The following is a 26,784-nucleotide window of genomic DNA, read 5'->3' on the forward strand; positions in this document are numbered from 1 at the left end:
TTGTATGTATTTATATGATAACAATTATCATTATCACCTATGGACTTCTTTTTTGTCAACGTTGCCTCATAATTTTCACATTCTTGATTACCAATAGAAAAAGGAAAGACATGACCCTTGAGGCTGCCTTTCCTCGTCTTTATTGTATCTTTATAACATCCATTTGTACGTTGTTCTGCCTATTCTGTGCTTGATGCTTGCCCGATTTGAACCTCAGCTTAGATTAACTGCATTGTCGTGATGCAGGTTTGATCCGTTTTGTATGTAGATAATTGTGTTTCAGCCACCTTTCCGCCGTGAACAATACGGATTGAATACGTTCTGTCACGTGGTACCCACAAATCCATAAACCCATTGGCACCGGACTTCAACACTTCATCTTTCATCAAGGTGTTGCCTTCGGAATCATGAATCGTCACACTGAATGGTTCATTCGCCATCTCTCCTTGGCAACCCGTTAAACTATGAATCTCACAGGGGTGTGTCTGTTCTACATAAGGAGCAATGGAGAGAAAAAATTCATCTTCCGGCAAGTCGTAGGACGTTTCCTGGTTTCCTGCATCTGTCACGGTTAACGTTGTCGCACTGATGGAAGCAGACTGTGGTGTTTCTCGGCCTGTACTGATATCTTCAACCAGCTTTCGGATATCCGGTGCATCCGCTTGTTCGGTCTTCTTTTGGCCTGCCGTATTGCCGATCAAGTATGTTCCGAGTACGATTACAAGTGCCACACTGGCAATAATCCATAACGATTTTTTCATTTGGCAACTCCCTTCTTATTGTTGTAATTATATAAGAAAAGGAGATATACCGGTCGATTCGAACCGATCATTTCACCATATATTCACATTTTTTGGACAATGAGATCATATATCAGCTCATTCATGCAATGCCTATAGAGAGTTCCAGCTTACTTGACGTTAATTCTATAGTAGGATGACTTCAACTACATCTTGATTTCATATTCACAGTATTCATCACCGCTCACATTACATTTGGTTTCTTTAACCGAAACTCTTCGTTTCATCATTTTGGTCAGTGCCCCTTCGAGAATTGCCCCCTCCAGATCACATACCATTCTCTCATCTTCAAGTGTAGGCAGTCCTTTACAGAAACAGTCATCTACAGCAATAATGATCTTATACTCATTTCTTTCTATTACCCGGGGAATACCGATCCGCAGGTCTTCAAACATTTGCAATAACTCCTCGACCGTATGTACAGGCAGATTTTCTCCTATTTTGCGCCCAATGGTGAGTGTGGTGCCTTTGCCGCCCATCGGTAAGCCCTGATTTAATCCAATTAACCGGATCGTGCGAAACAGTTCCAGCGGCACCATATTTCCCAGCTTTTCACGATTCATCTGTCTCATATCCTCAAATGTATATTCCAACATCGTTGTGACCTCCCATAGACGATTTATAAATCCATAATGACAGAAGAACACTTCCCTTTCCTTGATTCCGATCAATAGCACAGGCAATTCATTTGAACTTGCAATACCCCAATCTACTTGCTAACTTAACTTGAAATATAGCAAAAAAAACTTGCCAGCCAAACCAAGATCTTCTCGGGTGGCTGGCAAGGTTACTAACCTTCGTCATATGAATCTCGTAATATCTCCTATTCAAGACAGACACATAGCTTGTCTATCTGTTAGAAATAGCTTTGTTTTTCTCAAAGAACCGGGCATTGTGAGAAGACACACCCGCCATATCGGATGCAGCAGGTTCCAGATACATCTTGGCACTGTTAACTGCGAGCACTGCATCGTTAAAGGCTCCTGCAATCAATCGCACTTTGCTTCCATACGTAATGAAGTCACCAGCTCCGAATACACCTGGAATGCTGGTACGCATACGAGCATCAACGCTAACCCCATAATCTTCACGTTCTAGTCCCCACTGTACTAGATTGCCGAAGTCGCGATCATACCCATGACTCACGATAACTTCATCCATTTCGAGCTGTTTCAATTCCCCGGTCTCCATATGTTTGAGTTCAACACGATTTATCCGGTCACCTGTACCATACAAGTGAGAGATCCCATAGGGAGTTAAGACCTGAGCATGAGATTTCATCTGGGCAACTGGCGTTTCATGTGCGGTGAACTCATGTCTCCGGTGTACTACAATGACTTCATTTGCAATTTTGGCTATTTCATTAGCCCAATCAATGGCAGAATCGCCACCTCCCGAGATCAGAACCCGTTTGCCCATAAAACGGGAAACGTCTGTAACCGTGTAATGCAGATTGGTCAGTTCATATCGATTGGCACCCTCTATGTCCAGCTTTTGGACCTGTGTCATTCCCCGACCTGCACATAAAAGGATGGTGCGTGTGTAATGCTGCTCTCCCGTCTTGGTTGTCAACACGAATACACCATCTTCACGCCGATGCATCTGATCAATCTGTTGACCGAATACAATAGTGGGTTCAAATGTTCTCGCTTGTATCTCCAATGATTCAATCAGCTTCTCACAACGTACAGGCTCGATTCCCCCAACATCCCAGATCAACTTCTCTGGATAGGTACGCATAAATCCGCCTAGTTCCTGTTTGGCTTCTATGATTTTAGTACGCATGGCTCTCATTCCGCTGTAAAATGCAGAGTACATTCCCGCAGGCCCACCGCCTACGATTGTAATATCATAAATGTCCAGTTGCTTCCCTGTATTCATCAAGGCACCAACTTTCCAACAACATAGTCCATTAATTTAACCGAACCTATTGGGCCCACACCGGATACAAATTCACTCGTTTTCAGTGGAAAAACATGATCATTCTTCACTGCCTTCAGATTCGCCCACACCTGGCTTGCTTTCAGATCTTCCATGGATTTCTTCGTGTCATAACCTACGAGGGTTCTGTCTTCGAGAAAAATGTAATCCGGATTCAACTCAGGCAAAAATTCCAGAGAGAACTGACTGAACCAATCTGTAGAATCTTTAATGGCCTCTGGGCTGTTCAGCCCGAGGGTTTCATAGAAAAAGACACTGCTGCTTCCTCCTTTGGGACCCATGAAACGGTAACGATTGTGCTCTACACGCAGGACTAATACTGTCTTGTCTCCCAGAGCAGTTGCAATCTTATCTTTGGCCTGTGCAGCCTTCTCGTCAAATTCGGCCAGTACCTTAGCAGATTCCTCAGTCTTGTCGAAGATGGCCGCTAATTTCGGCATCGCTCGCTCCATTTCACTATTGGCATCCAATGCCACAGTCGGAGCGATTTTGGACAATTCATCGTATACGCCCTGTTCCATCCCCTCTCCGGCTGCAAGAATCATATCCGGAGATAACGCAAGCAACTGTTCATAATTGTATTGATATTGTTCTACTTCTATCGCCTGAACACCGTGTTCTTGAAAATAGGCCGGTCGATATTCCGCTTCAACTTCTGGCGTGTACAATACGATCTGTGGTGTAACTCCCATCTCAATTAAATACTCGGCATAGATAGAATCAAACACAACCAGATTTTGAGGATAGGCAGGGATGGTCACCTCTCCAAACTGGTCCTTTACCACTTTGGTCCCACTGGTCCTCGCTTCAGCTTTTGTTGTACTTGCTGCTTCTTCACTCTGAGTTCCTGATGCACCCGCTGTTGCTTCTTCTTTGGTTCCGCTGGAACATGCCGCAAGAAAGATACTGATCACCACCAGCATGATTCCGAATCCTCTGAAACTTCGTAACATGATATGCTTCGCCCCTTATATATATTGATAATGATAATTATTATCAAATAGTATCAAACAATAAGGGTTTCATCCATAGCATATCGTGCGGATTGAAATGGATTATTGTGCTCACTCTGGAACTGCATCTGTCAGATTACTGATAATCTGATTTAGAATCAGATTTTGACCCGTGATGTCATGACCATCCACCCACAGATGGGTATCTATGTACAATACCCGATTATTTTTTACAGCTTGAAGTTCGCTCCATTGCCGACTCTCCCACAATTTCCTCATATTCTCGTCCGCGCTGAAATGCTGCATGATTCGTTTCTCGACAAACAGATAATCCGGATTAGCTTGTGCCAGTAGCTCAAGCGAGCACGGATTGAACCAAGCTGTACCTTGTTCCAGTGCTTGCGGAAGTGCTAATCCAAGCTGATCATATAACAACTGTGATATTCCGTATGAATGCCCACCCAAGTAACGATAGCCAAAGGCTTCTACCCTTAGCAGCATAACTGTTGAGGTCGATTGAAGGATGGGTTGTAACTGTTGTTTTGCTGCGATGATCTGTTGTTTCAATTGTAACTGAAGTCCTTGAGCTTCCTTTTCCATATGCAACCAGACTGCCAATTGATCGAGCAAAGGCTCTATGTTCTGATGAAGTCCTGTCAAAAGGGGGGCAATCGTGCGAAGTTCCCTTTTGATTTCTTCCGTCATACTGTTACCCACAATAATCTCTGGTTCAACTTGTCGAACAAGTTCCAAGTCCACATCATATTGCGTAACTTCGAGTAACCTCACGCCATGATCTATAAATTGCTCACGTTGATGCGGAGCCAGCAGAATCGGAGTTACCACTACAGCATGTGGAATGACGCCCAGATGAATCATCATCTCTGCACAGATCGGAGAGAGTACCACCATTCTACGCTGATTCACAGTTTGTCTGTATTGTTTCGGTGATACCCCCTTCAATTGTTTGAAGCGGCGGCTGAAATAATGAGCATCCTCAAACCCGGACTTTTTAGCAATATCCTGTGAGGTCGCTGAGGTTAATAACAATTCTTCCTGAGCACGATAGATTCGATAATGAGCCAAATAGTCCAGTGGCGGTTTACCATATTGTTCACTAAATTTGCGGGAATAGTGCCATGGGGTAATGCCGGCGATCTGCGCCAACTGTCCGCGTGTAATCACCCGATCATAATGCTCTCGCATATAATTGATGGAGCGATGTATACCGTCTTCCGGACTCCGTTCGTTTTTCGGCTTTTGCTGATAGAGACTATTTAACAGTTCATATAACAAATGCTGATTCCCAACCCACTCTGCACTCCGATCACCGTTGTTTTCTTTGTTTTCTTTACTCATGTGCTGAATGATACTCGCCAGAGTTCCTCCTGGAAGCTGCACTTTCTGATAGGCTTCCCCTGAGGGTACATGCCAATCGTACTTCTCTACTTCTCGCCTTTCATCAAATACAGCGTAAGTGTCGAACTGAACATGCCATCCTGCCAGATTCATATCGCCTCCGTCAATGACCTCCAGGACCGATTTCTCTTCCAGCGCAATTAATTCTCCAAAAGAGGCGTGAACACGTTGACCATTAATATTCCATGTCGCTTTGCCGTCCATAATACATATAAAACTGTGACTGGCAAAGTAATGCTGCTCCCCGGCTGATACCCATGTATTGGTTAATGCCTTGGTTGACTTCCATTGTGCGATCCATTCCATGTTCTGAGGCATATCCTTATCCTTTCACGATCATACTCCTGAAAAAGAGCCCACACGCATGCAGGCCCAATTCTGATCTAATTATTCTATTCGTCATACTCCTCGTATTCACAGCCAACGTTGAACTCATCCTACCTGAATCATATGCTCCGTGCAATCCTGTAACGGAATTGGTTCACAACGTCAAAAAAAGCCGTGCGGGGAGCACGACTCTTTTATCTAATCTTTTCATATAACTACACTTGCTTAAGACAAAGCCAGCATTGCGTTCATATCTTCTTCTGCTGTGGTGATCAGTTTCAAGCCAAACAGATCTACAAGCACATCCAGTACACCTTCCGAGATAAATTCAGGCGGTTTAGGACCAATCCGGATATCCTGGATGCCAAGGCTGAACAGACCGAGCAGAATCGCTACCGCCTTTTGCTCAAACCATGACAGCACAATGCTTACAGGAAGCTCGTTCACCGTACATCCAAAAGCATCGGCCAAAGCCATTGCAATTTTCACAGTTGAACCGGAGTTGTTGCATTGACCTAGGTCGATATACCGCGGAATGCCCGTGTCTCCCACCGTACCGTAATCTACATCATTGAAACGGAACTTGCCGCAAGACGTGGTTAGAATGACCGTATCATTCGGCAGCGACGTAGCGAGTTCACGGTAATAGTTGCCACCTTTACCCGGTGCGTCACAGCCTGCGATGACAAAGAAGCGGCGGATATGTCCGTCTTTGACCGCTTGGATAATCTCCGGTGCAAGTCCGATCACCGTCTCATGGTGATAACCAGTCGTTAACACCTGCTCGGATTGTACGTTCGCTGCAGGTAATGACAACGCACGCTCAATAAGAGGTGAGAAATCCTCTCCTGTAATCTTTGTTACTCCCTCAAGTCCTGCCACTTCGTAGGAGAAGAAACGATCTGCATACGTGCCTTTAATCGGCATAACGCAGTTGGTTGTTGCCAGAATCGCACCCGGGAATTCCTCGAACAGTCTGCGCTGATCGTACCAGGCTTTACCGATATTTCCTTTGAGATGAGCATACTTCTTCAATGCCGGATAACCGTGCGCTGGCAGCATTTCGGAGTGTGTGTAGATATTAATACCTTTACCTTCTGTCTGGCGCAGCAATTCCTCCAGCGCATATAGATTGTGACCGGTCACGACGATACAATGACCTTCAATCTGGTTTTGGCTCACCGTGATCGGCTGTGGAATACCAAATCGATCGGTATGTGCACGATCCAGTACATCCATAATTCGAATGGCAGCATTTCCGACTTTCATTGCCATCTCTAAATGTTCCTGCTGATTAAAGTTTGAGTTCGTCAGTGTCATATATAAAGCTTCGTGTGTAATCCGATCCACCTCAGGATCGGTATAACCAAGCTGCCGTGCGTGTGTTGCGTAAGCCGCAATCCCTTTCAGGGCAAAGATCATCGTATCCTGCAAGCTGGCAATCGTTTCATTTTTACCACATACCCCAATTACTTTACATCCACCACTCGGCGTCTGTTCACATTGATAACAAAACATATGAAAATCTCCTCCAAACCAAATGAACTCTTTGTTATGAAATAGCGTAACAGAGCTGGAGGCAGACAATTGTGATATTACACACAGTTTTTCAAACCAACACCCATATTATCCCTTTTTGAACTTATATCAGACTATCATCCAACCAATTACCAGTATGACAACATACTTTGAAACGAAATCAATCTGGCCTCATGGTCCGATCTAAAATCAAAACTTTCATTCCAGTTATGCTGTCTCTACGCATAAGTATTACTGGAATTATGAATAATGACATAGACAGCTGATGTCGCCCAAGCTTATCGTCGAACTACATATAAAATGTAAAAACACATCCCTTGGCGATTCTAGATTTTGTCCATTCGGGTAATACACCTATAAATCACGTACCGAGGAGCTGGTCGATTGCAACATTATAGGCACAGTGCAGAGGAAGTATTGCAGGAGGTACAGAGTTCCGAAAATGGACTGCCCACATCCGAAGCAACAAAGAGATTAGAATCTGTAGGATATAACGAATTAAAAGGAAAAGATGCAACGCCAATCTGGAAACTGTTTCTTGAAAATTTTAAAGATCCGATGGTCATTGTGCTACTCATCGCTGCTGCTGTGCAGGTTGTGCTTGGGCATCTGATCGAATCCCTGATCATCTTTCTCGTCATTCTGCTTAACGCTATCATTAGCGTGGTGCAGACCAAGAAAGCGGAAAGCTCACTGGATGCTCTCAGGCAAATGTCTGCGCCAGAGGCCAAAGTGATCCGAGATGGACAAAAGCAGACGCTTCCTGCGCGGGAACTCGTTCCTGGTGACATCGTATTGCTTGATGCCGGGGATTATGTGCCAGCAGACGGGCGCATTCTGGAATCCGGCAGTCTCAAAATCAACGAAGGCATGTTGACTGGCGAATCCGAAGCTGCAGAAAAACATGCGGATGTGATATCAGAAGAAGCTGGAATTGGGGATTGGCGCAACATGGCGTTCAGTGGCTCGCTGGTCGTATACGGTCGTGGCACGATTGTCATTACAGGTACGGCACTGAAAACTGAAATCGGAAAAATCGCCGAATTGATCGAAAATGCGGAAGCCAAAGAAACACCACTGCAACGCAAGCTGGAATCGTTCAGCAAAAAGCTGGGCTTTTTCATCCTGGGTCTGTCCATTCTTATTTTTGCCATTGAAGCTGGACGGGTGTGGCTGACGGAAGGCACCGAAAATATCGGCCCATCGCTTATCAACGCATTGATGTTTGCGGTAGCCGTTGCTGTAGCCGCTATCCCTGAAGCGCTCTCCTCCATCGTCACCATCGTACTCTCTCTCGGTACCAGCAAGATGGCCAAGCAACACGCGATTATTCGCAGATTGCCCGCGGTGGAAGCGTTGGGATCGGCCAGCATTATTTGCACGGATAAAACCGGTACACTCACTCAGAATAAAATGACCGTTGTGGATTATTACATTCCTCATGGTACAAAAGACGAGTTTCCCGATGACCCTGCCGAATGGTCGGAAGAAGAACGTCGGTTGTTACATATTGCCGTACTTTGCAATGATTCGAACATCAACCAGGAGGGCAAGGAACTTGGGGATCCCACCGAAGTTGCACTCATTGCGTTCAGCAACAGTGTGAACAAGGATTACAACGAAATCCGGGATCAGTTTCCACGGGAAGCCGAGCTTCCATTTGACTCGGACCGCAAGCTCATGAGCACGGTGCATACCTTTGAGGGACAGACTGCTTTGCTGACTAAAGGCGGACCGGATGTGTTGTTCAGCCGTTGCAGTCATGTATTTATCCATGGTGAAGTACAACCGTTGACTCCTGAGATTCGTGCTCAATTCGAAGAGAAGAATGAAGCGTTCTCCAAACGCGCATTCCGGGTGCTAGCCTATGCATACAAACGATTTGATGACAAAAAAGAGGTCACTCCCGAAGACGAATCCGATCTTACATTAGTCGGCCTGACAGCCATGATTGATCCACCGCGTGAAGCGGTTTATGGCTCGATTGAAGAGTCGAAGAAAGCAGGTATTCGCACCATTATGATTACGGGTGACCATAAAACTACAGCTCAGGCTATTGGTATTGATATCGGACTGGCAAACAAAGATGATCTCGCGATCACCGGTGCTGAGCTGGATAAGATGACAGATGAGGAGCTGGATCAACAACTGGAACACATCTCGGTCTACGCCAGGGTATCCCCTGAAAATAAAATCCGCATCGTGCGTGCGTGGCAGCGCAAAGGTAAAGTTGCAGCCATGACCGGAGATGGTGTCAACGATGCACCTGCACTGAAACAAGCCGATATCGGCGTAGCGATGGGTAGCGGAACAGATGTCGCCAAAGATGCGGCGGCGATGATTCTGACCGATGATAATTTTGTATCCATCGTAAATGCGGTCAGCGTTGGACGGATGGTATTTGATAATATTAAAAAGGCTATCGCCTATCTGTTCGCCGGAAACCTCGGCGCCATTATCGCCATCCTCTTCGCATTGGTTGTCGGCTGGGTCAATCCGTTCACAGCGCTACAGTTGCTGTTTATCAACCTGGTTAACGACTCACTGCCAGCTATTGCACTCGGCACGGAGAAGGCTGAACCCGATGTGATGCGGCGGAAACCCCGTGACATTAACGAGGGCATTTTTGCAGGCCGAACGTTGCAGGCTGTCATTACTCGCGGGGTGCTCATCGGCGTTGCCGTGATTGTGTCGCAGTATATCGGACTCGGTATCTCGGAAGAGATTAGTGTCGCGATGGCGTTTACTACACTGATCCTGGCGCGCAGTCTGCAAACCTTTGCGGCACGCTCCAACACCCAGACCATCTTCCAGGTCGGATTCCTGACCAACAAGCTGGTGCTTGGTTCAATTGTGGTCTGTCTCTGCCTCTATGCCATTACACTGATTCCGGGTGTTCGCAGCATCTTTGCCATTCCTGACACCTTCGGCTGGGATGAGTTCCTGATCGCAGGTGGGCTTGCGCTCGGCGCGGTCATACTGATGGATGTCATCAAATGGATTCGCAATCGCGGCAAACCAATCGCGGCGGCTTAGTTGTTACACGACGTGCCGATGTATATCGTGATGTGCATTTTAAATTGGATAAACAAACAGCGCCCTTTGAGGGCGCCTGTTTGCTTTATCGGGTCTATTTTTTTCATCTAATCGATAAACCGTCCTATATTTCTTGCTGCTTGATTCTATTCCTGCACCTTCTACTAACCCTGCTGCTTGATGCCAAAAGCAATCCATCGTCCATCGATATCCTCGATCACAAATTCTTTGTTATTATAGTCGGAATGATGGAAGGAACGAACGATTGTCACACCTGCATCAATGAATTCCTGTTCAAGCTCTTCCTGCTGTTTCGTAATAAAATAGGCATCATATCCATAGCCGTATAACTCTCTGTTGGGGATAACTTTCTGTCCATTGCTTTGGGTTAAAATAATCTCCGTAGAATCACGGTACAGACATACATGCGGCTCTGCGACATCCAAATATTCAACCACCCGAAATTTCAATTTTTTTTCGTAGAAAGCAGCCGTTCTCCTCATATCAAGGGTTGGAAACACGCTGTGGGACTCTAATAATTCTGACTTCATAGAACTAATCTCCTTCATGTAAAATTGTGTTGTGTTACTTTTGTTGTGCGCATTGCACTGTACTACTGTTTTGATTCTAGTCAAGATTCTGGTCAAGCCCTGCTTTGCTAGTTATGTAGCGAACTCACAAACTATGACACTATTGCCATATTAACATATGAGGAGTAAAATAAAATATTGTTTTGTCTTCAATATGTAAAATGCTAAGGCTTATTCATATCATACAATAACTTCATACAAGACAGGAATGGTTATGTGAAAGAGAAAATTGTAATGCCGCTCTGGACGTGTTGCCTCTTCATCGTGGTAATGAACACGACCATGTTTAATGTTTCGTTACCTGTCATTATCCGTGATCTTCAGATCACTTCTGACCTGGGCTCCTGGGTTATCTCCAGTTATTCTATCGGATATGCCCTGTCTACCGTAATCTACAGCCGCTTGTCTGACCGGATTCCGGTACGCAAGCTAGTCACGGTTGGGTTGCTGATTCTCGGTTGCTCGTCCGTGCTTGGTCTGTTCGCACACAACTTTGCTTTGTTGCTTACAACGCGTATTCTGCAATCCGCAGGGGCTGGGGTTATGGCTGGCCTCGGTCTGGTCATCGCAAGCCGATACATTCCGGTGGAACGGCGCGGTGCAGCCTTGGCACTCATCTCATCAGGCAGTGCGATGGCCTTTGGTCTTGGTCCGATTGTCGGTGGACTAATCAGTGAATACATGGGCTGGAACGGCTTGTTCGCGATTACGGTGCTGGTACTGCTTGCCCTGCCCGTATTGCTCTATTTTTTACCACGGGAAACTGCGAACAAAGAGCAGCCGTTTGACCTGACAGGTGCACTGCTCACTATCATTAATGCAACCACCCTGCTGGTAGCCATTACACAGCGGTCATGGATATGGCTTGTCATCGGCATCGCCTCTCTGGTTGCACATATTCTGTATATTCGCAGAGCAAGGTTGCCATTTGTTAACCCACAAGTGTTTCGAACACCGGGATTCACCCGTCTCATTATCATTGGCTTCTGCGTGTTGGTGGTTAATCTCGGGAACCTGTTCCTCATGCCGTTAGTGCTTGCGGATCTGTATCATCGTTCTCCCCTTGCCATTGGCTTGTTAATCGCTCCCGGAGCGATCATCTCGGCCTTCTGTACCCGCTATGTCGGACGATGGATTGATCAGTATGGCAATATGCGATTTATGCTGATTGGACAGTGTATGCTGGCAGCCGTTCTTGTGCTGTTCATGCTTGGACTCGACCAGTCGGCTCTGATTATCACAGGCGGTTATGTGTTCTTCTCGCCAGCATTGTCTGCATCCATGGCCTCCTTGAACAACGAAGCTTCGCGGGTGTTGCCTAGAAACCAGATTGGTTCAGGTATGGGGTTGTTGCAGCTGATTCAATTCTTCGGTGGTTCGGTATCTGTAGCCGTCTGCGGTTTGCTTCTGCACGCTATACCCGGCGTAACGGTACAAGAAGCTTATCATGTGGTATATGGCTGCCTACTGGTCGTATGTCTCATTTCGCTTGGACTGACCTTATGGCACAGCAAAGCTGCTTCACTTGCTAATCGCGATCTAACCTCTATACCATCGGGTCGCTAAGGAAGCATGCTCTTATCATCGGATATATCTTGTGGAAAAATTATATTTTTACTTAAATCAAAAAAGGCCCGCATATATTTGCGAGCCTTTTTTGACTTTTAAATATCTATTTTACGATCGATTATCTTTACTTACATGCTAACCTTATTCTTGCACTTGCGGTGGCCGTACCTGAAGAAGGGCCGCAAATGACTGGAAATGGGCTGCAAGCGGCTTCACATTTTCCTCCATCAACTGCTGTGCTTCTTCCATCGTTTCAGCTTCACTCTCCGCATCTTCACGCACCATCGCGAGTTCATGCTCCATCACCAGTACAGAAGGCGACACTTTATTCTCCCGATAATCGAGCAAGTAGTTGTTGCCACTGCTGACACTCCACGCAATCGGAATAATTCGCTGCGGATCAGGATTAACCTCATCCACCAACGCAGCATTATTGGCGATAAACTGATCATCCAGCACATGAAACCGAATCTCCCAATCTTCCGTCTCTGTGCCTTGGATCAGATCATAAGAAGCATCGCCGTGCAGCTGAATAAAGTCAAGGTACTCCTGCGGAAAAACAATACCGTAATGAGACTGAATACGCGTCACACTTGCACAATCATTCTGATCACTCATTCCTGTTCGCCCTCTCTAAGCTTGATCAATTCCAAACGAACTCACCCAGCCAACGTTAGCTCAACTGCGCTGCCAGTACCTTTCATTTTGCTTCGAGTGCCGCTTTCCAGGCTTCAGCAATCTGAACTGGCGATTTACTGCTTTTCTTTCCGCTTCCTTCCTTCGTCCAGAGCGGAGGAAAATAAGCAAATACTTGGCCATTGTCCAGTTGCGCCATATCTTCCTGCCAGCCTTTCCAGCGAAACGTTTCGTAAAATAATTGCAGATCACCCTCAGCCAGCCAGGTCATAAACTCGGAGTATGAGAGCTCTGTCGATTCCCATTCCAAGGCATCCGGTGCAAAATAATAAATCTGTCCCGAGCCATCGAACTTCCCAGTGTCCAGAGCAAAAAAGCCTCCTGCCACATCATAGGCCACAACCATCATGCCAGGCAATGCCTGTACAACAAGTTCAGCATTCAAGCCGTTCCAGCTGGTCAAACTGCCATATACACTTTCACCGCCTGCGCCTAGGAGCGTAATCCATCCATGATCCACCACCATGCCCTCTGTCTCATAGGCGACAGCCCCCAGATAAGAACGAGTGCTCACTTGGAGCTGGCGTAGCGTATTTTTGCCCATCTCCGGCTTTGCCGGAACATAGGTATATGTATTCTCCCCCTGATCCATAAGCGCTTTGAGCTCCGGCCAGGAATGATTTTCCCGATCGATTAATTCATCAGCAGACAGATTATTCATCATTCGACAACTCCTCTCCATTTCATGACTTTCCCAAGCATATCATGGCTTATTCTACCATTCAAATCTGATATAATTAGCTTTCACATTGTAATTAAAGGAGGAATAACCTTGTTTCGCTTCATCCTGCTCCCTGCTCTAATTCTGACGTTGCTCACATCTTCGGGCTGCCAGGACCAAGCCTTCTCCATTCCTCAACAACCAGCTATCCATATTGAAACGAATGATCAGACAGTCTATTATATTTCACCACAGGGAAACGATAAGAATCCTGGAACCATCCATTCTCCGTGGAAAACGATTCAGTATGCAACGGATCATGCCTCTCCCGGCAGTACGATCTATCTGCGCCAAGGTGTCTACTCCCAGAAAGTCAAAATTACCCGTAGTGGGCTTTCTTCAGGCAAACCTACGCTAATCTCCAGTTATCCTGGAGAGAAAGCGATTCTCGATGGCAAGAGATTATCTGTACGTGGTGTCGAAGGCATGGTTGAACTGGACAATGTCAGCCATGTTACAATCTCAAATCTGGAGATTCGCGGCTTCTCAACTACTCAGACGGGACAAGTTCCTGTGGGCATTTATGTACATGGAACAGGGGAGAACGTGCAGCTTCTTGGCAACCAAATTCATGCCATAGCTAGCCGGGCAACGCCAAAAGGCGCTGAACTGCAAGGCAGAGATGCACACGGAATCGCCATCTATGGTACAGAGCATCCACAGGCCCTAAGCAATGTCATCATTAAAGATAACGAATTGTATGATCTCGTGTTAGGTTCCAGCGAATCACTTGCGGTTAACGGCAATGTCGACACCTTCGCCATTATAAATAATACCATCCATGATACAGACAACATCGGCATTGACCTGATCGGATATGAGGGCATTTCAGAGGATGACACGTATGATCGGGCGAGAAACGGTATCGTTCGCGGCAACACCATCTACAACATCACATCCACTCAAAATCCGTCTTACGGTCTTCCACTTCCGAATAAAAGTAATTCAGCCGGAGGCATCTATGTAGACGGCGGCACCCATCATATTATAGACCGAAATAAAGTGTACCTGAATGATATCGGAATTGAGATAGCCTCAGAACATGCCGGCCGTTCCACCAGCAACATCACCGTTCGTGATAACCTGATCTATGCCAATCGACTAACAGGCATCGCTATGGGAGGTTATGACGAAGAACGGGGCGCAACGGAAAACAGCAAGATCATGTACAATACAATCGCAGACAATGATACGTTAAACGCAGGTAACGGACAGCTTCTGATCCAGTCACGCACCCAAAATAACACCTTCACACGTAACATTGTTGCCGCTGGTAGCCCAGAAGTGTTGATCTACAATGAATACACAAGCAATGCAGGCAATGTGTTCGACCACAACCTTTATTACGTTAACGGCGAGGCGCAAGAGGCCCTTTGGGTTTGGAAAAATAAAAGCTATTCCGGTGTTGCAGCGTACCAACAAGGAACAGGCAATGACACACACTCACGCTACGTCAATCCAGCGTTTGTGAACAGCTCAAAGGGAGATTATCGCCTGCAAACAGGCTCTCCAGCCAAAGCTTACGGCTATCTGGCCCCAAGATAGACATTGTCTTCCTTTTTTAACCACCATCTACACGCCATGAACTTTCCTGCTCCCCATGAAGATACAACGAAAGACTGTAACTTCAGCTCACCCTTCAAAGCAAGGGTAAATGAGCAACAATAAATAAACGGATCAAGTAAGCAAAGATTCTCTGCCTGCTGATCCGTTTTTTATGATGCTTGACCCGGCTTAACGCTTGATCAAACTAGCGGCATGGGTTACCCGATTTCGCCCGCCCGTCTTGGATGCATAGAGCGCATCGTCTGCCTTTTGAAACACAGAAAGCTCCGTATCAGCTGCCGAGATCGTTGCCGCGCCAATGCTCACCGTAACGTGATATTCCCCCCAATCCGCCGAAGCGACTTGTGACCGGTAACGTTCTGCGATACGAATGGCTTGTCCCTCTCCGCAATTCGCCAGAATGATTACAAACTCCTCACCACCGTAACGTGCCACCACATCGACCTCACGCGAGATGGATAGCAGCAGCGTAGCCAAGTTACCCAGTACCAGATCACCCATGGGATGTCCATAGGTGTCGTTAATTTTTTTGAAGTGGTCAATGTCCATCACAAGCAGTGAAAATTCACGCTGTTCCTCTTGGTAGAGCGATAGATGATGAGCCATTTTTTCCTGGAAAAACCTTCGGTTCTTGAGACCTGTTAACAAATCCGTAGACGCCATCAACTCCAATTGTTCATTGACTTTAATCAACGCCTGTTCTTTAATTTTATATTCTTCATGCAGACGTTCCAGTTCCTTGTTCGCTTCATGTGTTGCCTGGTATAACTCTTGCAACTTGGTTTTCGTATTCAATATGTCTTTTTCATGCTCAATCCGTTTGCGCATAATCACCACAACACAATCCACTATTTGTTGCCCGTCCCGCATCTGACGCACCCCGTTAAGCAAAACTGGAACATCTTCCTGGTCACGATTGCGAAACGAAAAATACATCTCGTCCACATGGCCATACAACTGAATATACGGATAGAAATAGGTATGAAAAAATACTTTATTAGTGACGGACATGATAGATTCAATATGTTTGCCCATCAACTCATCCCGTTCACGCCCGATCATGCTCAGCAACGTTTGATTTATTGATAGGATCACGCCTGAATCTGATATCGAGAAGTATCCACAAGGTGCCGTATCTAATTGATTGTCCATAAAAAAACAGCCTTTCTTCTGCATGTTATGCACGAGTCAGATAATCTTTAATCAATCGAATCGTCTCGCCGGGTTCACTCAGATGAGGGTAATGTCCTTTGGCATTCATCTGAGTGAGCCTGCTGTTCTTCAGATGGGAGTGCAAATAATCTCCCACTTCCACAGGAGCGATACTATCATCCGAGCACTGCAAAATCAAGGTTGGCACAGACACCAAATCCAATTCAATCCGGCAATCGGACAGGAATGTCACTTCGGCAAATTGCCGAGCGATGTGCGGATCACGGGAACAAAAGCTCTTCTCTAACTCCTCCGTCAGATCCTTTCGTTCCGGGTTCTGCATCACAATAGGGGCCAAATAACTCGCCCAACCGATGAAATTCAATTGCATCATCTCCAGCAATTCATCAATATCCCGCCGTTCAAATCCACCATAATAATGGGGCATATCGTTCAAATAACGCGGAGAAGGCCCCAGCATGATAATATTTTTGAAAAAATGTGGAGCCTGAATGGAGGCAAGCATGCCGATCATGCTGCTGACGGAATGCCCAACAAAGATGACATCCCGAAGTTCCAGCGCTTCCATAATCTCAAGTACATCCTGGGCATACCCATGGAGATCATTATATTTAAGAGCATCATAATAATTAATTTGGGACTCCCCGGAACCTACATAATCAAAGAGCACAATTCGGTACTGTTCAAAAAAAGCAGGCACGATATGTCGCCACATATCCTGATCACACCCAAAGCCATGTGCAAACATAATCGTCTGGTTGCCCGTTCCCATGACATTGACATTGTTGCGCACAAGAATATCAACACTCATCTGACTCACCTCTCAGAGAGATTATAATTTTAATTTATCAGAATATTATATCGGAAAATGTTGGGATTAGGGTTAAAATATTAATATTTTTACTCAGTGTAACGTGAAATAGTTGTCTCAAATTGAAAAACACCTTTACAATCTGACCTGCGTCAGATAAACTCAACCATCATATCGCGCGATATTAGAACATATTTTGGAGGAATATCATGAACACCCTGACATCAGTCATATCACCACAGAAACTGTGGGGAAAATCATTTATCTTTATCATGCTGGCCAATGCACTTTTGTTTATGGCTTTTGAAATGTTGCTCCCCACCTTACCTTTATTCGTTTCCAGCTTGGGAGGAAATGCTTCACAGATCGGGCTTGTAACCGGCATTTTTATGTTTTCAGCCATATTAGTTCGACCTTTCACTTCCGTTTTGGCAACAAAGATGAACAAAAAGTTCCTCTTGATTATTGGCATCGCCATCTGTGCATTAGCCACTGGCGCATACTACCTCTCGTCAGGTATAGGGATAATTCTTGTACTACGTGTAATCCACGGATTCGGTTTTGGTCTGGCAACAACTTATTTTGCAACAATTGCTACGGAAAACATTCCGAAAAGCCGGCGTGGGGAAGGCATGGGGTATTTCGGAGTTGGAGAAACCGTCGCTATATCTGTTGGTCCATTAATTGGAACAAGCCTGCTCCTTCAATACAACTACCAGAGCCTGTTCTTGGGCGGAATGTGTATCTTATTATTGGCACTTCTGATGACCGTTTTTGTATCCAGAAACTCTCAGACGGAGTCTGAGGACAAATCTTCCGGTCATCATGCCACTTCCGTAAAACTTATTGAGAAAAAGGTATTATTCCCTTCATTGCTTATCCTGATGGTTGGCGTTGCAGCTGGTTCGATCATGTCTTTTGTCGCTTTGTTTGCTGCGGAGAAGGGTTTCAGTAATATTGCCTGGTTTTTCTTTATTGTAGCGATTGCCAGCTTTGTCGTCAGACTATTCTCAGGAACTATGTTTGATCGCCTGGGTCCAGGGTCTGTACTGCTTCCTTCGGCATTTTTCGCGATCGCGGGGCTCCTCGTTCTGATCCTCTCACAGAACCAGATCCATTTTCTGATTGCTGGCGCACTGTACGGTTTTGGGTTTGGTGCCATTTTTCCCGCCATCCAAACCTGGTGTGTCAATCTTGTGGAAGAACATGAGCATGAGAATGCGATGGCTTCATTCTTTAATTTTTTTGATCTCGGGATCGGCGGCGGCTCTTTGGTTCTGGGTCTGGTGGCATCTGCATTCTCCTACACGGTAGTGTATACTATCTCTATCGCTGTTTTAATGATATACATCTTGTTATATTCGGTATACGCTCTGAAGCAGAAGCAGTACGAAAATCGATCACTGGGGGTACACATTGAGTAAAAAACGAATTAAAGAGATTGCGATTCAGCATTTTAATCGTTTCGGTTATGAAGGGACAAAGATGGCACAGATTGCCGAAGAAGCCGGTATACGTAAACAATCACTGGCTTATCATTATTCTTCCAAAAAGGACTTGCTGCTGGAAGTATATGAGGAAGTTGTGCAAGAGGAGCAACAGTTTGTACAAGATTTCTTCGGAATTTCCACTGCAGGAGATACGCTGGAGCAGAGATTATACGCCTTTTTGCTGGAACATAAAAATCGCTTCCTTACTCAGCCCAATGTAGCCTTTATGTATATTCTGTCCTTCATGGCGCCGCTGGAAGTGAATGATTTTGTTTTGGCTCAATACCGGACATATCTCGGCACCTTAAAAAAAGAAATAACCTCTTTGTTCGCAAGTCATGAGGAGATTCGTCTGAGCCCGGAAGAAGCAACGCTAGCTTTTGTCACTCTGATGGACGGTCTTGATATACAGCTTGTGTACGAGACAAGGCAATCATACGAGCAAGCGATGGCGATTACCTGGAATGTGTTCTGGTCTGGCATCCAAAGCTAAAGCAGTCCCCCTTCGTAACTATTACATGAGTCATAACAAACTGATTAGGAGGAAGGCATGTCATGCAACAACTGAAGCTAGCTTTAACTCGTCTCGTTGAACAACAAGACTTATATAATGAAGCCTACGGACTTTTTCAACATCACGACCTTCGGCCGCGAGTGCTTCCAGTTCAGCCGGAAGTGAACAAGCGTATTTCCCTTTCGCCGGAACTCCAATACTTCTATAGTCACTACGAGATGGTAGACGCTCAAGCCGAAGGAACACTGAAAATGAAAAACGCAGCTGTCGAAATCGGCGATGCTGCTCTGCTCTTTTTCGTCGCTCCCGAGCATCTGCATCGTCAGCAGCTGGGATTTCGCTGGGTCGGTATGCAGGAACCTTACGAAGAATCCGCCTCTTGGTCACCCAATCATGTTGTCATCGCCAATCTGAATGATGATCCAATCATCGTTGACGTAGAAGCTCCCCATTCTCCTGTCTATGCTGCCTTTGAGGGTGGAGAACCAAAACGAGTTGCGAGTTCCCTAGCCGACTTTTTCAATGCTCTTGCCATCTTGATTGAACACGCACGTTCTCTGGGCGGAGAAGTGAAAGACGAAGAAACGTATGAAACCAAACCCGAATACCTTACCCGGGTTCAGCCTAAGTTAGAGGAAATGCTCGGAGAAGCACACACAAAACATCTTATCGAGTATCTATCTTTATGAAATATATGAGAATGGGGAAGAGAATTGGGATAGTTCTATAAACAATAAGGGACTAAAATACTCCCCTCACAGTAACAGCATTTACATTTTAGCTGTATACCACTTGGGGAGTATATATCAGGCTTTACTGTGAAGGGTGATTAAATAACCATCTGGGTCAGCAAAAGTGAAGGTGCGCCCGAAGGGTCCATCGATTGGTGCAGATGTAATCTCAACACCTGCTGAGAGAAGCTTGTCGTGGATGGCTTGTGCATCAGGGGCATGCAGCCACAGAGCGACACCAAGCCCAGGCCGAGTATCTTCACGGAGTTTTACTCCTGGCATAAGATCACGAAGGGCAAATGCGATGGGCTTTGTTTCAAAAACGACTGCATGTGGCGGTCCAGCTTGTGAACGGACCAGACCAAGATGATTTTGATAAAATGTTGCCGAGCTTGCAAGATTGGTCACCTGAAGTGAAATGAAATCGGGTCCAATGACTGACATATGAATAAAGTCCTCCTTTATATTGGGTTAATCAAAGATGACTAAAATCTTATACATAACCTCTCTTTCTTGATGTGTATCTTGATTATAAGGACCCTCTCTTGCCAACAGTATGTCAGTAGCGTTTTTCATTTTTTAAAATTTTTCAAGCGGTAAGGAGGATGTATATATGATCTACGTTGCTTTGCTACGTGGCATTAATGTGGGTGGAAATAACAAAATCGGCATGAAACAGCTTAAGGAAACCTTTGAGCAAGCAGGGATGCACAAGGTGGTAACGTACATCAATTCTGGCAATATCATCTTTGCCGACGATCACGCACGAAGCGATGCCCATGCCGAAATATCCGCAATTCTGGAACATGCCATTGCTACGGATTTTGACTTACAGATTAAAGTGCTGATACGGGATATGGATGAGATCACATCGGTCATACAGGCATTGCCTTCCGATTGGACCAATGATGATCAGACCAAAAGTGATGTTCTCTTTTTGTGGGAGGAAATTAACGATGTCGATATTCTGGAGAAGCTGCCCCTGAAACCGGGTGTAGGCGAGCTTATTTATATTCCTGGTGCGCTCCTGTATTCGGTTAGTCGAGAGGAAGCAACGAAAAGCGGTATGAATAAACTTGCAGGCTCGAAAATCTATTCGTACATGACGGTCAGAAACGTCAATACGACGCGTAAAATTTATGCACTTATGCAAGCCGCTGCTGAAAAGTAAAACCAGTACTCCTGTTCAGGAACGGACTCCTTTCATGTACTGGCTTCCCTCTCCTCACAGGGAATTCGTTCCTGCTTGTGGAACATAAAACATGAATTATATAAAATAAGGACTTCACATCAGTTCACTGATGTGAAGTCCTTTTGCACCTTTTACATTTCATTTTACGTCTTGATTTCTATCTTGCAATCCTATGACTATAATATTCCTCTATCAGTCAATCTGAATACGTCTGCGTGTCTGTTCATCGCCTGGACGTTTCGGAATGTCCAGCTTCAGCACACCATTTTCCAGCCTTGCCTTGATATGTTCCTCGTCAATATGATCCACGTAGAAACGGCGGACAAATTCCCCGGCACGACGTTCTTGACGAATCATTCGATTATCGTCATCCTTTTGCTCGACCAGTTCGTTACGTTTGGCGCGAATGACGAGTTCATTGCCTTGCACCTGAATATCGATGTCTTCTTTGGCAAAGCCAGGCAATTCGGCTTCGACCAGATATTTGCCATCTTCCTCGCGAATGTCGGTACGGAATGGTTGCATACTGCTTCCAAACGAAGAGAGGAATGAAGTGTCAACCATGTCATGGAAGGATTTCAGCATCTGTCCGAACGGGTCATCATTTCTTCTGCGAAATGGAATCAGATCAAACATGAACATCATCTCCTTAAATGTGGTTGGGTTTGTTGTTCCTTACATCTATTATTTTATTCATGTTGCTACAAAGGTTCAAAGCCGATATAAAGCGATATAAGGCAATGATCGGCGATTTTGGCTAAATAAATAAACATAGATCGTTTTACCATTTATTTTGACTAAATTCGACCTTCTGACTTTATCTGACCAATTCCCGATGCTTCACTGCATCTCACTGCGTATTGATTTCCTGTGCAGAAGCCGCTACTCCTTGTCTTGTACTTGCTCCTTTAAACTGTAATATGGCTAAACAGAAAGCTATACCTACTGCGACAAAACCCGCCCAATTCAATGCCAGAACCGATGAACGGCTAATCACAAACCCTCCCAACCCGGAACCCAATGCAAAGCCAAATTGAATAAATGATGTATTCAAACTTAACGCAATGTCCGGACTACGAGGCGCGAGCGTCACCAGGTATAATTGTTGGGCAGGAGAGATACTCCATGTAGCCAACATAAACATCATCAGAACCAGGATCAGCAAGATCAGATGTGCACCCGTTACAGCAAATAACAGAAGCATCAGACCTTGCAACACTAATCCAAGAAAAATAGTGAACTTCGATCCTCTGGCATCCGCCATTTGTCCACCCAATTTGGAACCTATAAAACTACAGATTCCTGCCAAAAACAAGATCAGGCTAATTTCGGTCATGGAAAGGGACGAAGTTGTTTGCAAAAACGGCGTAATATACGTGAACAAGGTTGCGTAGCCGCCCACATATAACAGTGACATCATCAATGCGGTTATAATCGATTTATTTTTCAGCAACGAGAGCTGCATGCTCACGGTTACCTTCTCTTGCTCTCGGATGGAAGGAACCTTTCGATAGATAATCAGAAACGGAACAATACTGAGCAGACCAATGATAATAAATAACATTCTCCAGCCAAACATTTCACTCAAAAGCGTACCAATCGGCACACCAAGCACAAGCGAGCTGCTTAGCCCCATCAGAATAATTCCAATCGCATTACCACGTTTTTCATTCTCCACAAGCCTAGTCGCTGCCGCCATCGCAACGACCGTTGTCATGCCACCGCTTGCTCCCTGAATGATGCGTATCCAGATCATCGCCTCATACGAGAGATCCAACATCATGATGCCATTGCTGGCAATAAATACCCCAAAAGTTAGGAGCAAAAGTTTCCTGCGATCGACATTGATTGTTGCAACGATCAGAATAGGTGCAACGATAGCTGCTGCAAGGGCAAATACTGTGACAAGCATGCCCGCTTCCGCCGTAGATACGCCAAGATCCGCGGCCATCATCTCAATAATTCCGGTGATAATGTATTCAATGGTGCCGATTAGAAACACAGCCAGTGCCAGAATGTAAATCGTGCCTTTATTTTTCAATTCTTCTCACTCCATCTTGTATTATGTTCGTTTTGCATTTAAGCGTTCTATATAATTGAACTGTTGATTTACACAATAACGGAGAGGACAGAAAAAACCTGAAAAAGCGAAGCGCTCGCCTTTATCACCGGGTTTTCCCTTTTAGGAAAGGGATTCAAAAAAATCTGGGGATAACCGCTACTCTCCAGGTTATTCTGTAATCGTAGTGTCCGTGTAAACCACCGGTAGTTCAACTTATATCGTTACCTGCATGTGATAGGAATCTGAATCTCAATGTACTGAGCATCCTGTTCAGGGGATAATGGCAAATAGTATTCTCTGCCCGGCTCGTTCTCTTTGATCTGGTAGTTGTTTTTCTCGATCCACCGTGCTAAATGCACACAAGCTGCCCCATCAAATGTAGAATGCGAATGAAACGCCATAGAGGCAACCATCGGTTCCGGCGGCAGATTCCTGAGCTGAAATGGCTCAGCAACTGCAGGAGGCTCACCCGTTAAGAAGTAACCGACTTCGTATTCGAATTCATCCTCTTTTCCGTCCACCTCTCGCCACAACACAACCTGTGGGCCCTGAATCCATTGGCGCAGGTCTTTGGTTAGCAGTGAATCCAGATGAAGAAGTAGCTCTGGAATACGCTCTTCTCCACCATTTGCATTAAAGAACATAAAGGTCTGAGCAACCTCGGCTTTAATTCGGATCTCCTGGCCTGTCTCCCATTGTCCTTCACTTTCCATAAGCTGGATACGTTCCTCAATGCGGACAAGCCTGGCTTGTTCCATATCAATCATTTGTTGAATCTCACTTCGCTTCAGTCTCAACATACCCTGAATCTGCTCATGCGAAATGTCTTCCTTTAGTAGCTGCGTGATCTGCGGCAGTGTAAAGCCCAATTCCTTGTAGATCAGAATCCGGTTAAGTTCGAGTAACTGATCTGCGGAATAATATCGGTAGCCTGTGTCCTCATCTACTTTACGCGGCTTGAGGATACCGATCTGGTCATAATAGCGCAGCGTTTTTAAAGAAAGCTTGCTGAGTTTGGCAAACGTACTGATTTTGAACAATATATCATCTCCAATCCATTAGCTTAACGTGAGTATACAGTCTCCCGTGCAGGGGAAAGTCAAGGGTAGTATGGTAGAACATAGTGTCAGAGTTATGTAATCGATTCTAAAGGCAACAGAAAAAGAACAGGAGCATGGATCCCCTGTCCTTCCTTCTCATTTTAAGTTAATTGCTGTCATTTTTCTCAACTTAATTTTTGTGGTTTTTCATTTACTCCCAGAAGAAGCGGCCTGCAAGCACTTTTTCGTTCAACAGTTTGTATGTCTCTTCAGGCAACTCTTTCTTCATCTTCTCGTTCACAGCTTCTTTGCCCTGATTATACTGGGAGGACATGCCGATCTCCGCAGTTGTGTTGTTTGCATCCAGTCGCATGATCGGTGCTTTGGCATTTTTCGTCCATGGCGTCCATGCCGCAAGTGCAGACGTTCCGCCCGTACCTGGCTTGCCCGTATACAGGAACTGCTTCAGGTAAGCTGCCATCGCAGCAGACAGTTGCTCACGTCCCGGCTTGTTGGCATCGCTGAAATAACCTTCAGGGAAGTAAGCCGCGATACCTGCTGCTTTTCCTGTATAGAAGTCCATATCGGCACCATGCGGAGCCCCTAACAAGGTGCGCAAACGATCAGAGATGACGCCAGGCTGGGTTCCCCATGCAAAACGATACGCATATACTGGCGGCTGACCGGCCGCACTGGTTAACTTTTCAGCAACTCGCTCCGCATTAAAGCCTGCGTACGCCTCGCTACCATATTTGATGGCAGCCGCATATTGAGCTGCTTTCGTCTGATCAGTAAACAATGTACCATCATTGATGGATGGAGCAAAATTTGGATCACCGAAGGCAAAAGCGGCGAATTCCGTTTCCAAGCTACCGAGCAACACAGGTACTTTCGTATATTTGCCACTGTTGATCGCATCAAACCCTTCTTTTGGAATGACCGTGCCATCACGGAACAAATGCGGGAATGGCTGCATACGGATGGCCGTTGCGCCAAATACCGTCACCAGTTTATCCGCAGGCAATGCACGCAGATAGGTTTCCAGCTGTGCAGGTGTTTGCTTGCTGATCCAAGCTTTGGCTTCTTCGGCATTTGCAGCTTTACCCTCTTGCACAAGCAGCTTCACGATCGCATCCTCGGATTTCTGCTGTCCTTCTTCAGGTGAAGCCGTCGTCAGACCACCGCTGAACGCAATCGCTTTTTGATACAATCCTTTGCTAAGCGGGGAGATGAGCGTTGCGAGAACATCACGCGCCCCGGCAGATTGACCTGCAAGTGTGACGTTTCCTGTATCGCCGCCAAAACCTGCAATGTTATCCTGCACCCACTCTAGTGCACGGAACGCATCAAGCAAGCCGTAGTTGCCGGAATCATCCAGAGCATTGCCTGTTTTCAGTGCAGTATTCTGGAAGAAACCAAGCGCCCCTAAACGATAGTTCACCGAAATAATGATACTGTTTGTATTTCGTGCAAGCTGTTCCCCCTGAAAGTCCTTGCCTGATCCGGTCATATTACCGCCACCGTGTAGAAATACCATGACCGGCAGTTTTGTGCTTGTTGTATTCGGACGCCAGATGTTCAAATATAAGGAATCCTCACTACCCACTGTAGTTTTACCGGAAATTTGCAAGCTGTTTGCCGCGAACTCTTTGGCTTCTCTTATGCCTGTCCAAGCCTTCGGCTCTTGTGGTGCTTTCCATCGCAGTTCGCCTACCGGAGGTGCTGCGTATGGAACACCAAGCCAGCCAAGGGTGCCATACTGGTCATAAACTTTACCATCGATGGCACCGTATTTTGTTTGTTGTAACGTTTGAGGTTTAAACGCTCCCGCCTGTTTATATTTGGACCAGAGTTGTTCCAACGTACCTGTACCATTTTTGAGCTGAGCCTGCAAAGCCTGTGCCGTAGCTTCAGCCATCAGACGGTTGGTCAGCTGTGCCGTTCCTTTTCCTTGAAGGGCTTTGATGCCTTGACTTGCCGCAAATACGGAAGCTTCTCCTGATGTGTAATCCGTGCCTGCTTCATAACCAAGAACTTTGAGTAGCATGGCTGCATATTCCTCTGCCGTCAATGGAGCGTTAGGCGCAAAATGTTCCGTTTCTGTATCCACGCCCGCCAAATAAGGATGCTGCTTCAAGTATCCAACGACTGGTTGCAGCACCTTGCCTGCCTGAGCGGCATCCGCATACGTTTCGGTTCCTTGATAGGCCAGTGCTTCTTTTTCCAGACCGGATAAACGCAAGTAAAGCACTGCGGCTTGAATACGTGTAGTATGTTTACTTAGGTAAGCCGTATTTACGCCCTGCCCATTCCCCCGAATAAGCTCTGCTTTTACGAGTTTGTCCATAGCCGGGGACAAGGATGGAGCTGTATTTCCTGCTGCATATGCGGGTAGACCCGATACACACATGCTTAGAATCGCTGCTACTGCAATAGAACGTTTCATTTTTTTCATTGGTCATTCTCCTCGCTGTCTAGTCGTGTATGATGGCAAAATAGTTTCGAAATATTGCACCGCTCGGTACAGTATTCCAAGGTTTGGATCATTCTATTTCTTGATCGTGGATGAACGGAAGAGCGGCCCTCCTTTCTACTGACATGAACTGCTTCGACC

Annotated in this window: 23 protein-coding genes; 7 read left to right on the forward strand and 16 right to left on the reverse strand. The window is 45.8% G+C overall.

Annotated elements, in window-relative coordinates:
* Nucleotides 1-218 precede the first annotated feature (218 nt).
* The 6 genes from AB4Z30_RS05900 to hcp form a co-directional block, all read right to left on the reverse strand.
* A complete protein-coding gene (locus tag AB4Z30_RS05900; protein WP_441924269.1) occupies nt 219-761 on the reverse strand; it encodes a CueP family metal-binding protein in 543 nt (180 codons plus the stop codon).
* A 185-nt stretch (nt 762-946) separates the two neighbouring features.
* Nucleotides 947-1,396 carry a V4R domain-containing protein gene (locus tag AB4Z30_RS05905; RefSeq protein WP_441924271.1) on the reverse strand — a complete coding sequence of 150 codons (450 nt, stop codon included), beginning with the start codon at nt 1,394-1,396 and terminating at the stop codon, nt 947-949.
* Nucleotides 1,397-1,649: 253 nt separating this feature from the next.
* Nucleotides 1,650-2,681, reverse strand: a complete 1,032-nt coding sequence (locus AB4Z30_RS05910) for an NAD(P)/FAD-dependent oxidoreductase (RefSeq protein ID WP_441924273.1) — start codon at nt 2,679-2,681, stop codon at nt 1,650-1,652.
* Nucleotides 2,681-3,694: an ABC transporter substrate-binding protein gene (locus AB4Z30_RS05915; protein WP_441924275.1), complete on the reverse strand. Its 1,014-nt coding sequence runs from the start codon at nt 3,692-3,694 to the stop codon at nt 2,681-2,683. The genes AB4Z30_RS05910 and AB4Z30_RS05915 overlap by 1 nt, the downstream gene beginning before the upstream one ends.
* A 111-nt stretch (nt 3,695-3,805) precedes the next feature.
* Nucleotides 3,806-5,419 (reverse strand): helix-turn-helix domain-containing protein, encoded by a 1,614-nt coding sequence (locus AB4Z30_RS05920; protein WP_441924277.1) that lies wholly within the window; start codon nt 5,417-5,419, stop codon nt 3,806-3,808.
* A gap of 246 nt (nt 5,420-5,665) precedes the next feature.
* Nucleotides 5,666-6,958: a hydroxylamine reductase gene (gene hcp / locus AB4Z30_RS05925; RefSeq protein ID WP_441924279.1), complete on the reverse strand. Its 1,293-nt coding sequence runs from the start codon at nt 6,956-6,958 to the stop codon at nt 5,666-5,668.
* 405 nt (nt 6,959-7,363) lie between these two features.
* Between hcp and AB4Z30_RS05930 the strand changes: the two genes are divergently transcribed.
* A complete protein-coding gene (locus tag AB4Z30_RS05930) occupies nt 7,364-10,015 on the forward strand; it encodes a cation-translocating P-type ATPase (protein ID WP_441924281.1) in 2,652 nt (883 codons plus the stop codon).
* A 164-nt stretch (nt 10,016-10,179) separates the two neighbouring features.
* Here AB4Z30_RS05930 and AB4Z30_RS05935 read toward each other — a convergent pair whose 3' ends face one another.
* Nucleotides 10,180-10,566 carry a VOC family protein gene (locus AB4Z30_RS05935; protein ID WP_441924283.1) on the reverse strand — a complete coding sequence of 129 codons (387 nt, stop codon included), beginning with the start codon at nt 10,564-10,566 and terminating at the stop codon, nt 10,180-10,182.
* A gap of 255 nt (nt 10,567-10,821) precedes the next feature.
* Between AB4Z30_RS05935 and AB4Z30_RS05940 the strand changes: the two genes are divergently transcribed.
* On the forward strand, nt 10,822-12,171 hold the full coding sequence (locus tag AB4Z30_RS05940; RefSeq protein WP_441924285.1) for an MFS transporter: 1,350 nt from the start codon (nt 10,822-10,824) through the stop codon (nt 12,169-12,171).
* Nucleotides 12,172-12,315: 144 nt separating this feature from the next.
* On the opposite strand, the gene AB4Z30_RS05945 is transcribed toward AB4Z30_RS05940, so the two are convergent.
* Nucleotides 12,316-12,792: an SMI1/KNR4 family protein gene (locus AB4Z30_RS05945; RefSeq protein WP_441924287.1), complete on the reverse strand. Its 477-nt coding sequence runs from the start codon at nt 12,790-12,792 to the stop codon at nt 12,316-12,318.
* 82 nt (nt 12,793-12,874) lie between these two features.
* Complete coding sequence (locus AB4Z30_RS05950) at nt 12,875-13,531, reverse strand: DUF2625 family protein (protein WP_441924774.1); 657 nt, start codon at nt 13,529-13,531, stop codon at nt 12,875-12,877.
* 111 nt (nt 13,532-13,642) lie between these two features.
* Between AB4Z30_RS05950 and AB4Z30_RS05955 the strand changes: the two genes are divergently transcribed.
* On the forward strand, nt 13,643-15,136 hold the full coding sequence (locus tag AB4Z30_RS05955; protein ID WP_441924289.1) for a DUF5123 domain-containing protein: 1,494 nt from the start codon (nt 13,643-13,645) through the stop codon (nt 15,134-15,136).
* A 189-nt stretch (nt 15,137-15,325) separates the two neighbouring features.
* Here AB4Z30_RS05955 and AB4Z30_RS05960 read toward each other — a convergent pair whose 3' ends face one another.
* Both AB4Z30_RS05960 and AB4Z30_RS05965 read right to left on the reverse strand, forming a co-directional pair.
* A complete protein-coding gene (locus AB4Z30_RS05960; protein WP_441924291.1) occupies nt 15,326-16,309 on the reverse strand; it encodes a sensor domain-containing diguanylate cyclase in 984 nt (327 codons plus the stop codon).
* A 25-nt stretch (nt 16,310-16,334) separates the two neighbouring features.
* The gene (locus AB4Z30_RS05965; RefSeq protein ID WP_441924293.1) at nt 16,335-17,141 is read right to left on the reverse strand and encodes an alpha/beta fold hydrolase; all 807 of its coding nucleotides are present in this window, start codon (nt 17,139-17,141) and stop codon (nt 16,335-16,337) included.
* A 209-nt stretch (nt 17,142-17,350) separates the two neighbouring features.
* On the opposite strand from AB4Z30_RS05965, the gene AB4Z30_RS05970 reads away from it, so the two are divergent.
* From AB4Z30_RS05970 to AB4Z30_RS05980, 3 genes are all read left to right on the forward strand, one after another.
* Nucleotides 17,351-18,565: an MFS transporter gene (locus AB4Z30_RS05970; protein ID WP_441924295.1), complete on the forward strand. Its 1,215-nt coding sequence runs from the start codon at nt 17,351-17,353 to the stop codon at nt 18,563-18,565.
* Nucleotides 18,558-19,124, forward strand: a complete 567-nt coding sequence (locus tag AB4Z30_RS05975; protein WP_441924297.1) for a TetR/AcrR family transcriptional regulator — start codon at nt 18,558-18,560, stop codon at nt 19,122-19,124. Before AB4Z30_RS05970 ends, AB4Z30_RS05975 begins: the two co-directional genes overlap by 8 nt.
* A gap of 62 nt (nt 19,125-19,186) precedes the next feature.
* On the forward strand, nt 19,187-19,834 hold the full coding sequence (locus tag AB4Z30_RS05980; RefSeq protein ID WP_441924299.1) for a hypothetical protein: 648 nt from the start codon (nt 19,187-19,189) through the stop codon (nt 19,832-19,834).
* A 117-nt stretch (nt 19,835-19,951) separates the two neighbouring features.
* On the opposite strand, the gene AB4Z30_RS05985 is transcribed toward AB4Z30_RS05980, so the two are convergent.
* Nucleotides 19,952-20,320: a VOC family protein gene (locus tag AB4Z30_RS05985; protein ID WP_441924301.1), complete on the reverse strand. Its 369-nt coding sequence runs from the start codon at nt 20,318-20,320 to the stop codon at nt 19,952-19,954.
* A 169-nt stretch (nt 20,321-20,489) separates the two neighbouring features.
* On the opposite strand from AB4Z30_RS05985, the gene AB4Z30_RS05990 reads away from it, so the two are divergent.
* Nucleotides 20,490-21,047, forward strand: coding sequence for a DUF1697 domain-containing protein (locus tag AB4Z30_RS05990; protein WP_441924303.1), 558 nt, complete (start codon nt 20,490-20,492; stop codon nt 21,045-21,047).
* A 213-nt stretch (nt 21,048-21,260) separates the two neighbouring features.
* On the opposite strand, the gene AB4Z30_RS05995 is transcribed toward AB4Z30_RS05990, so the two are convergent.
* The 4 genes from AB4Z30_RS05995 to AB4Z30_RS06010 all read right to left on the reverse strand — a co-directional run bounded on the left by AB4Z30_RS05995 (nt 21,261) and on the right by AB4Z30_RS06010 (nt 26,625).
* Nucleotides 21,261-21,704, reverse strand: a complete 444-nt coding sequence (locus tag AB4Z30_RS05995; RefSeq protein ID WP_441924305.1) for an Hsp20/alpha crystallin family protein — start codon at nt 21,702-21,704, stop codon at nt 21,261-21,263.
* A gap of 214 nt (nt 21,705-21,918) precedes the next feature.
* Nucleotides 21,919-23,109 carry an MFS transporter gene (locus AB4Z30_RS06000; protein WP_441924307.1) on the reverse strand — a complete coding sequence of 397 codons (1,191 nt, stop codon included), beginning with the start codon at nt 23,107-23,109 and terminating at the stop codon, nt 21,919-21,921.
* Between the two features lie 242 nt (nt 23,110-23,351).
* Complete coding sequence (locus tag AB4Z30_RS06005) at nt 23,352-24,170, reverse strand: MerR family transcriptional regulator (protein ID WP_441924309.1); 819 nt, start codon at nt 24,168-24,170, stop codon at nt 23,352-23,354.
* 211 nt (nt 24,171-24,381) lie between these two features.
* Nucleotides 24,382-26,625, reverse strand: a complete 2,244-nt coding sequence (locus AB4Z30_RS06010) for a carboxylesterase/lipase family protein (protein ID WP_441924311.1) — start codon at nt 26,623-26,625, stop codon at nt 24,382-24,384.
* Between the last annotated feature and the right edge of the window lie 159 nt (nt 26,626-26,784).

This window comes from Paenibacillus sp. 2TAF8, from assembly GCF_052114825.1.
Taxonomy (GTDB): Bacteria; Bacillota; Bacilli; order Paenibacillales; family Paenibacillaceae; genus Paenibacillus.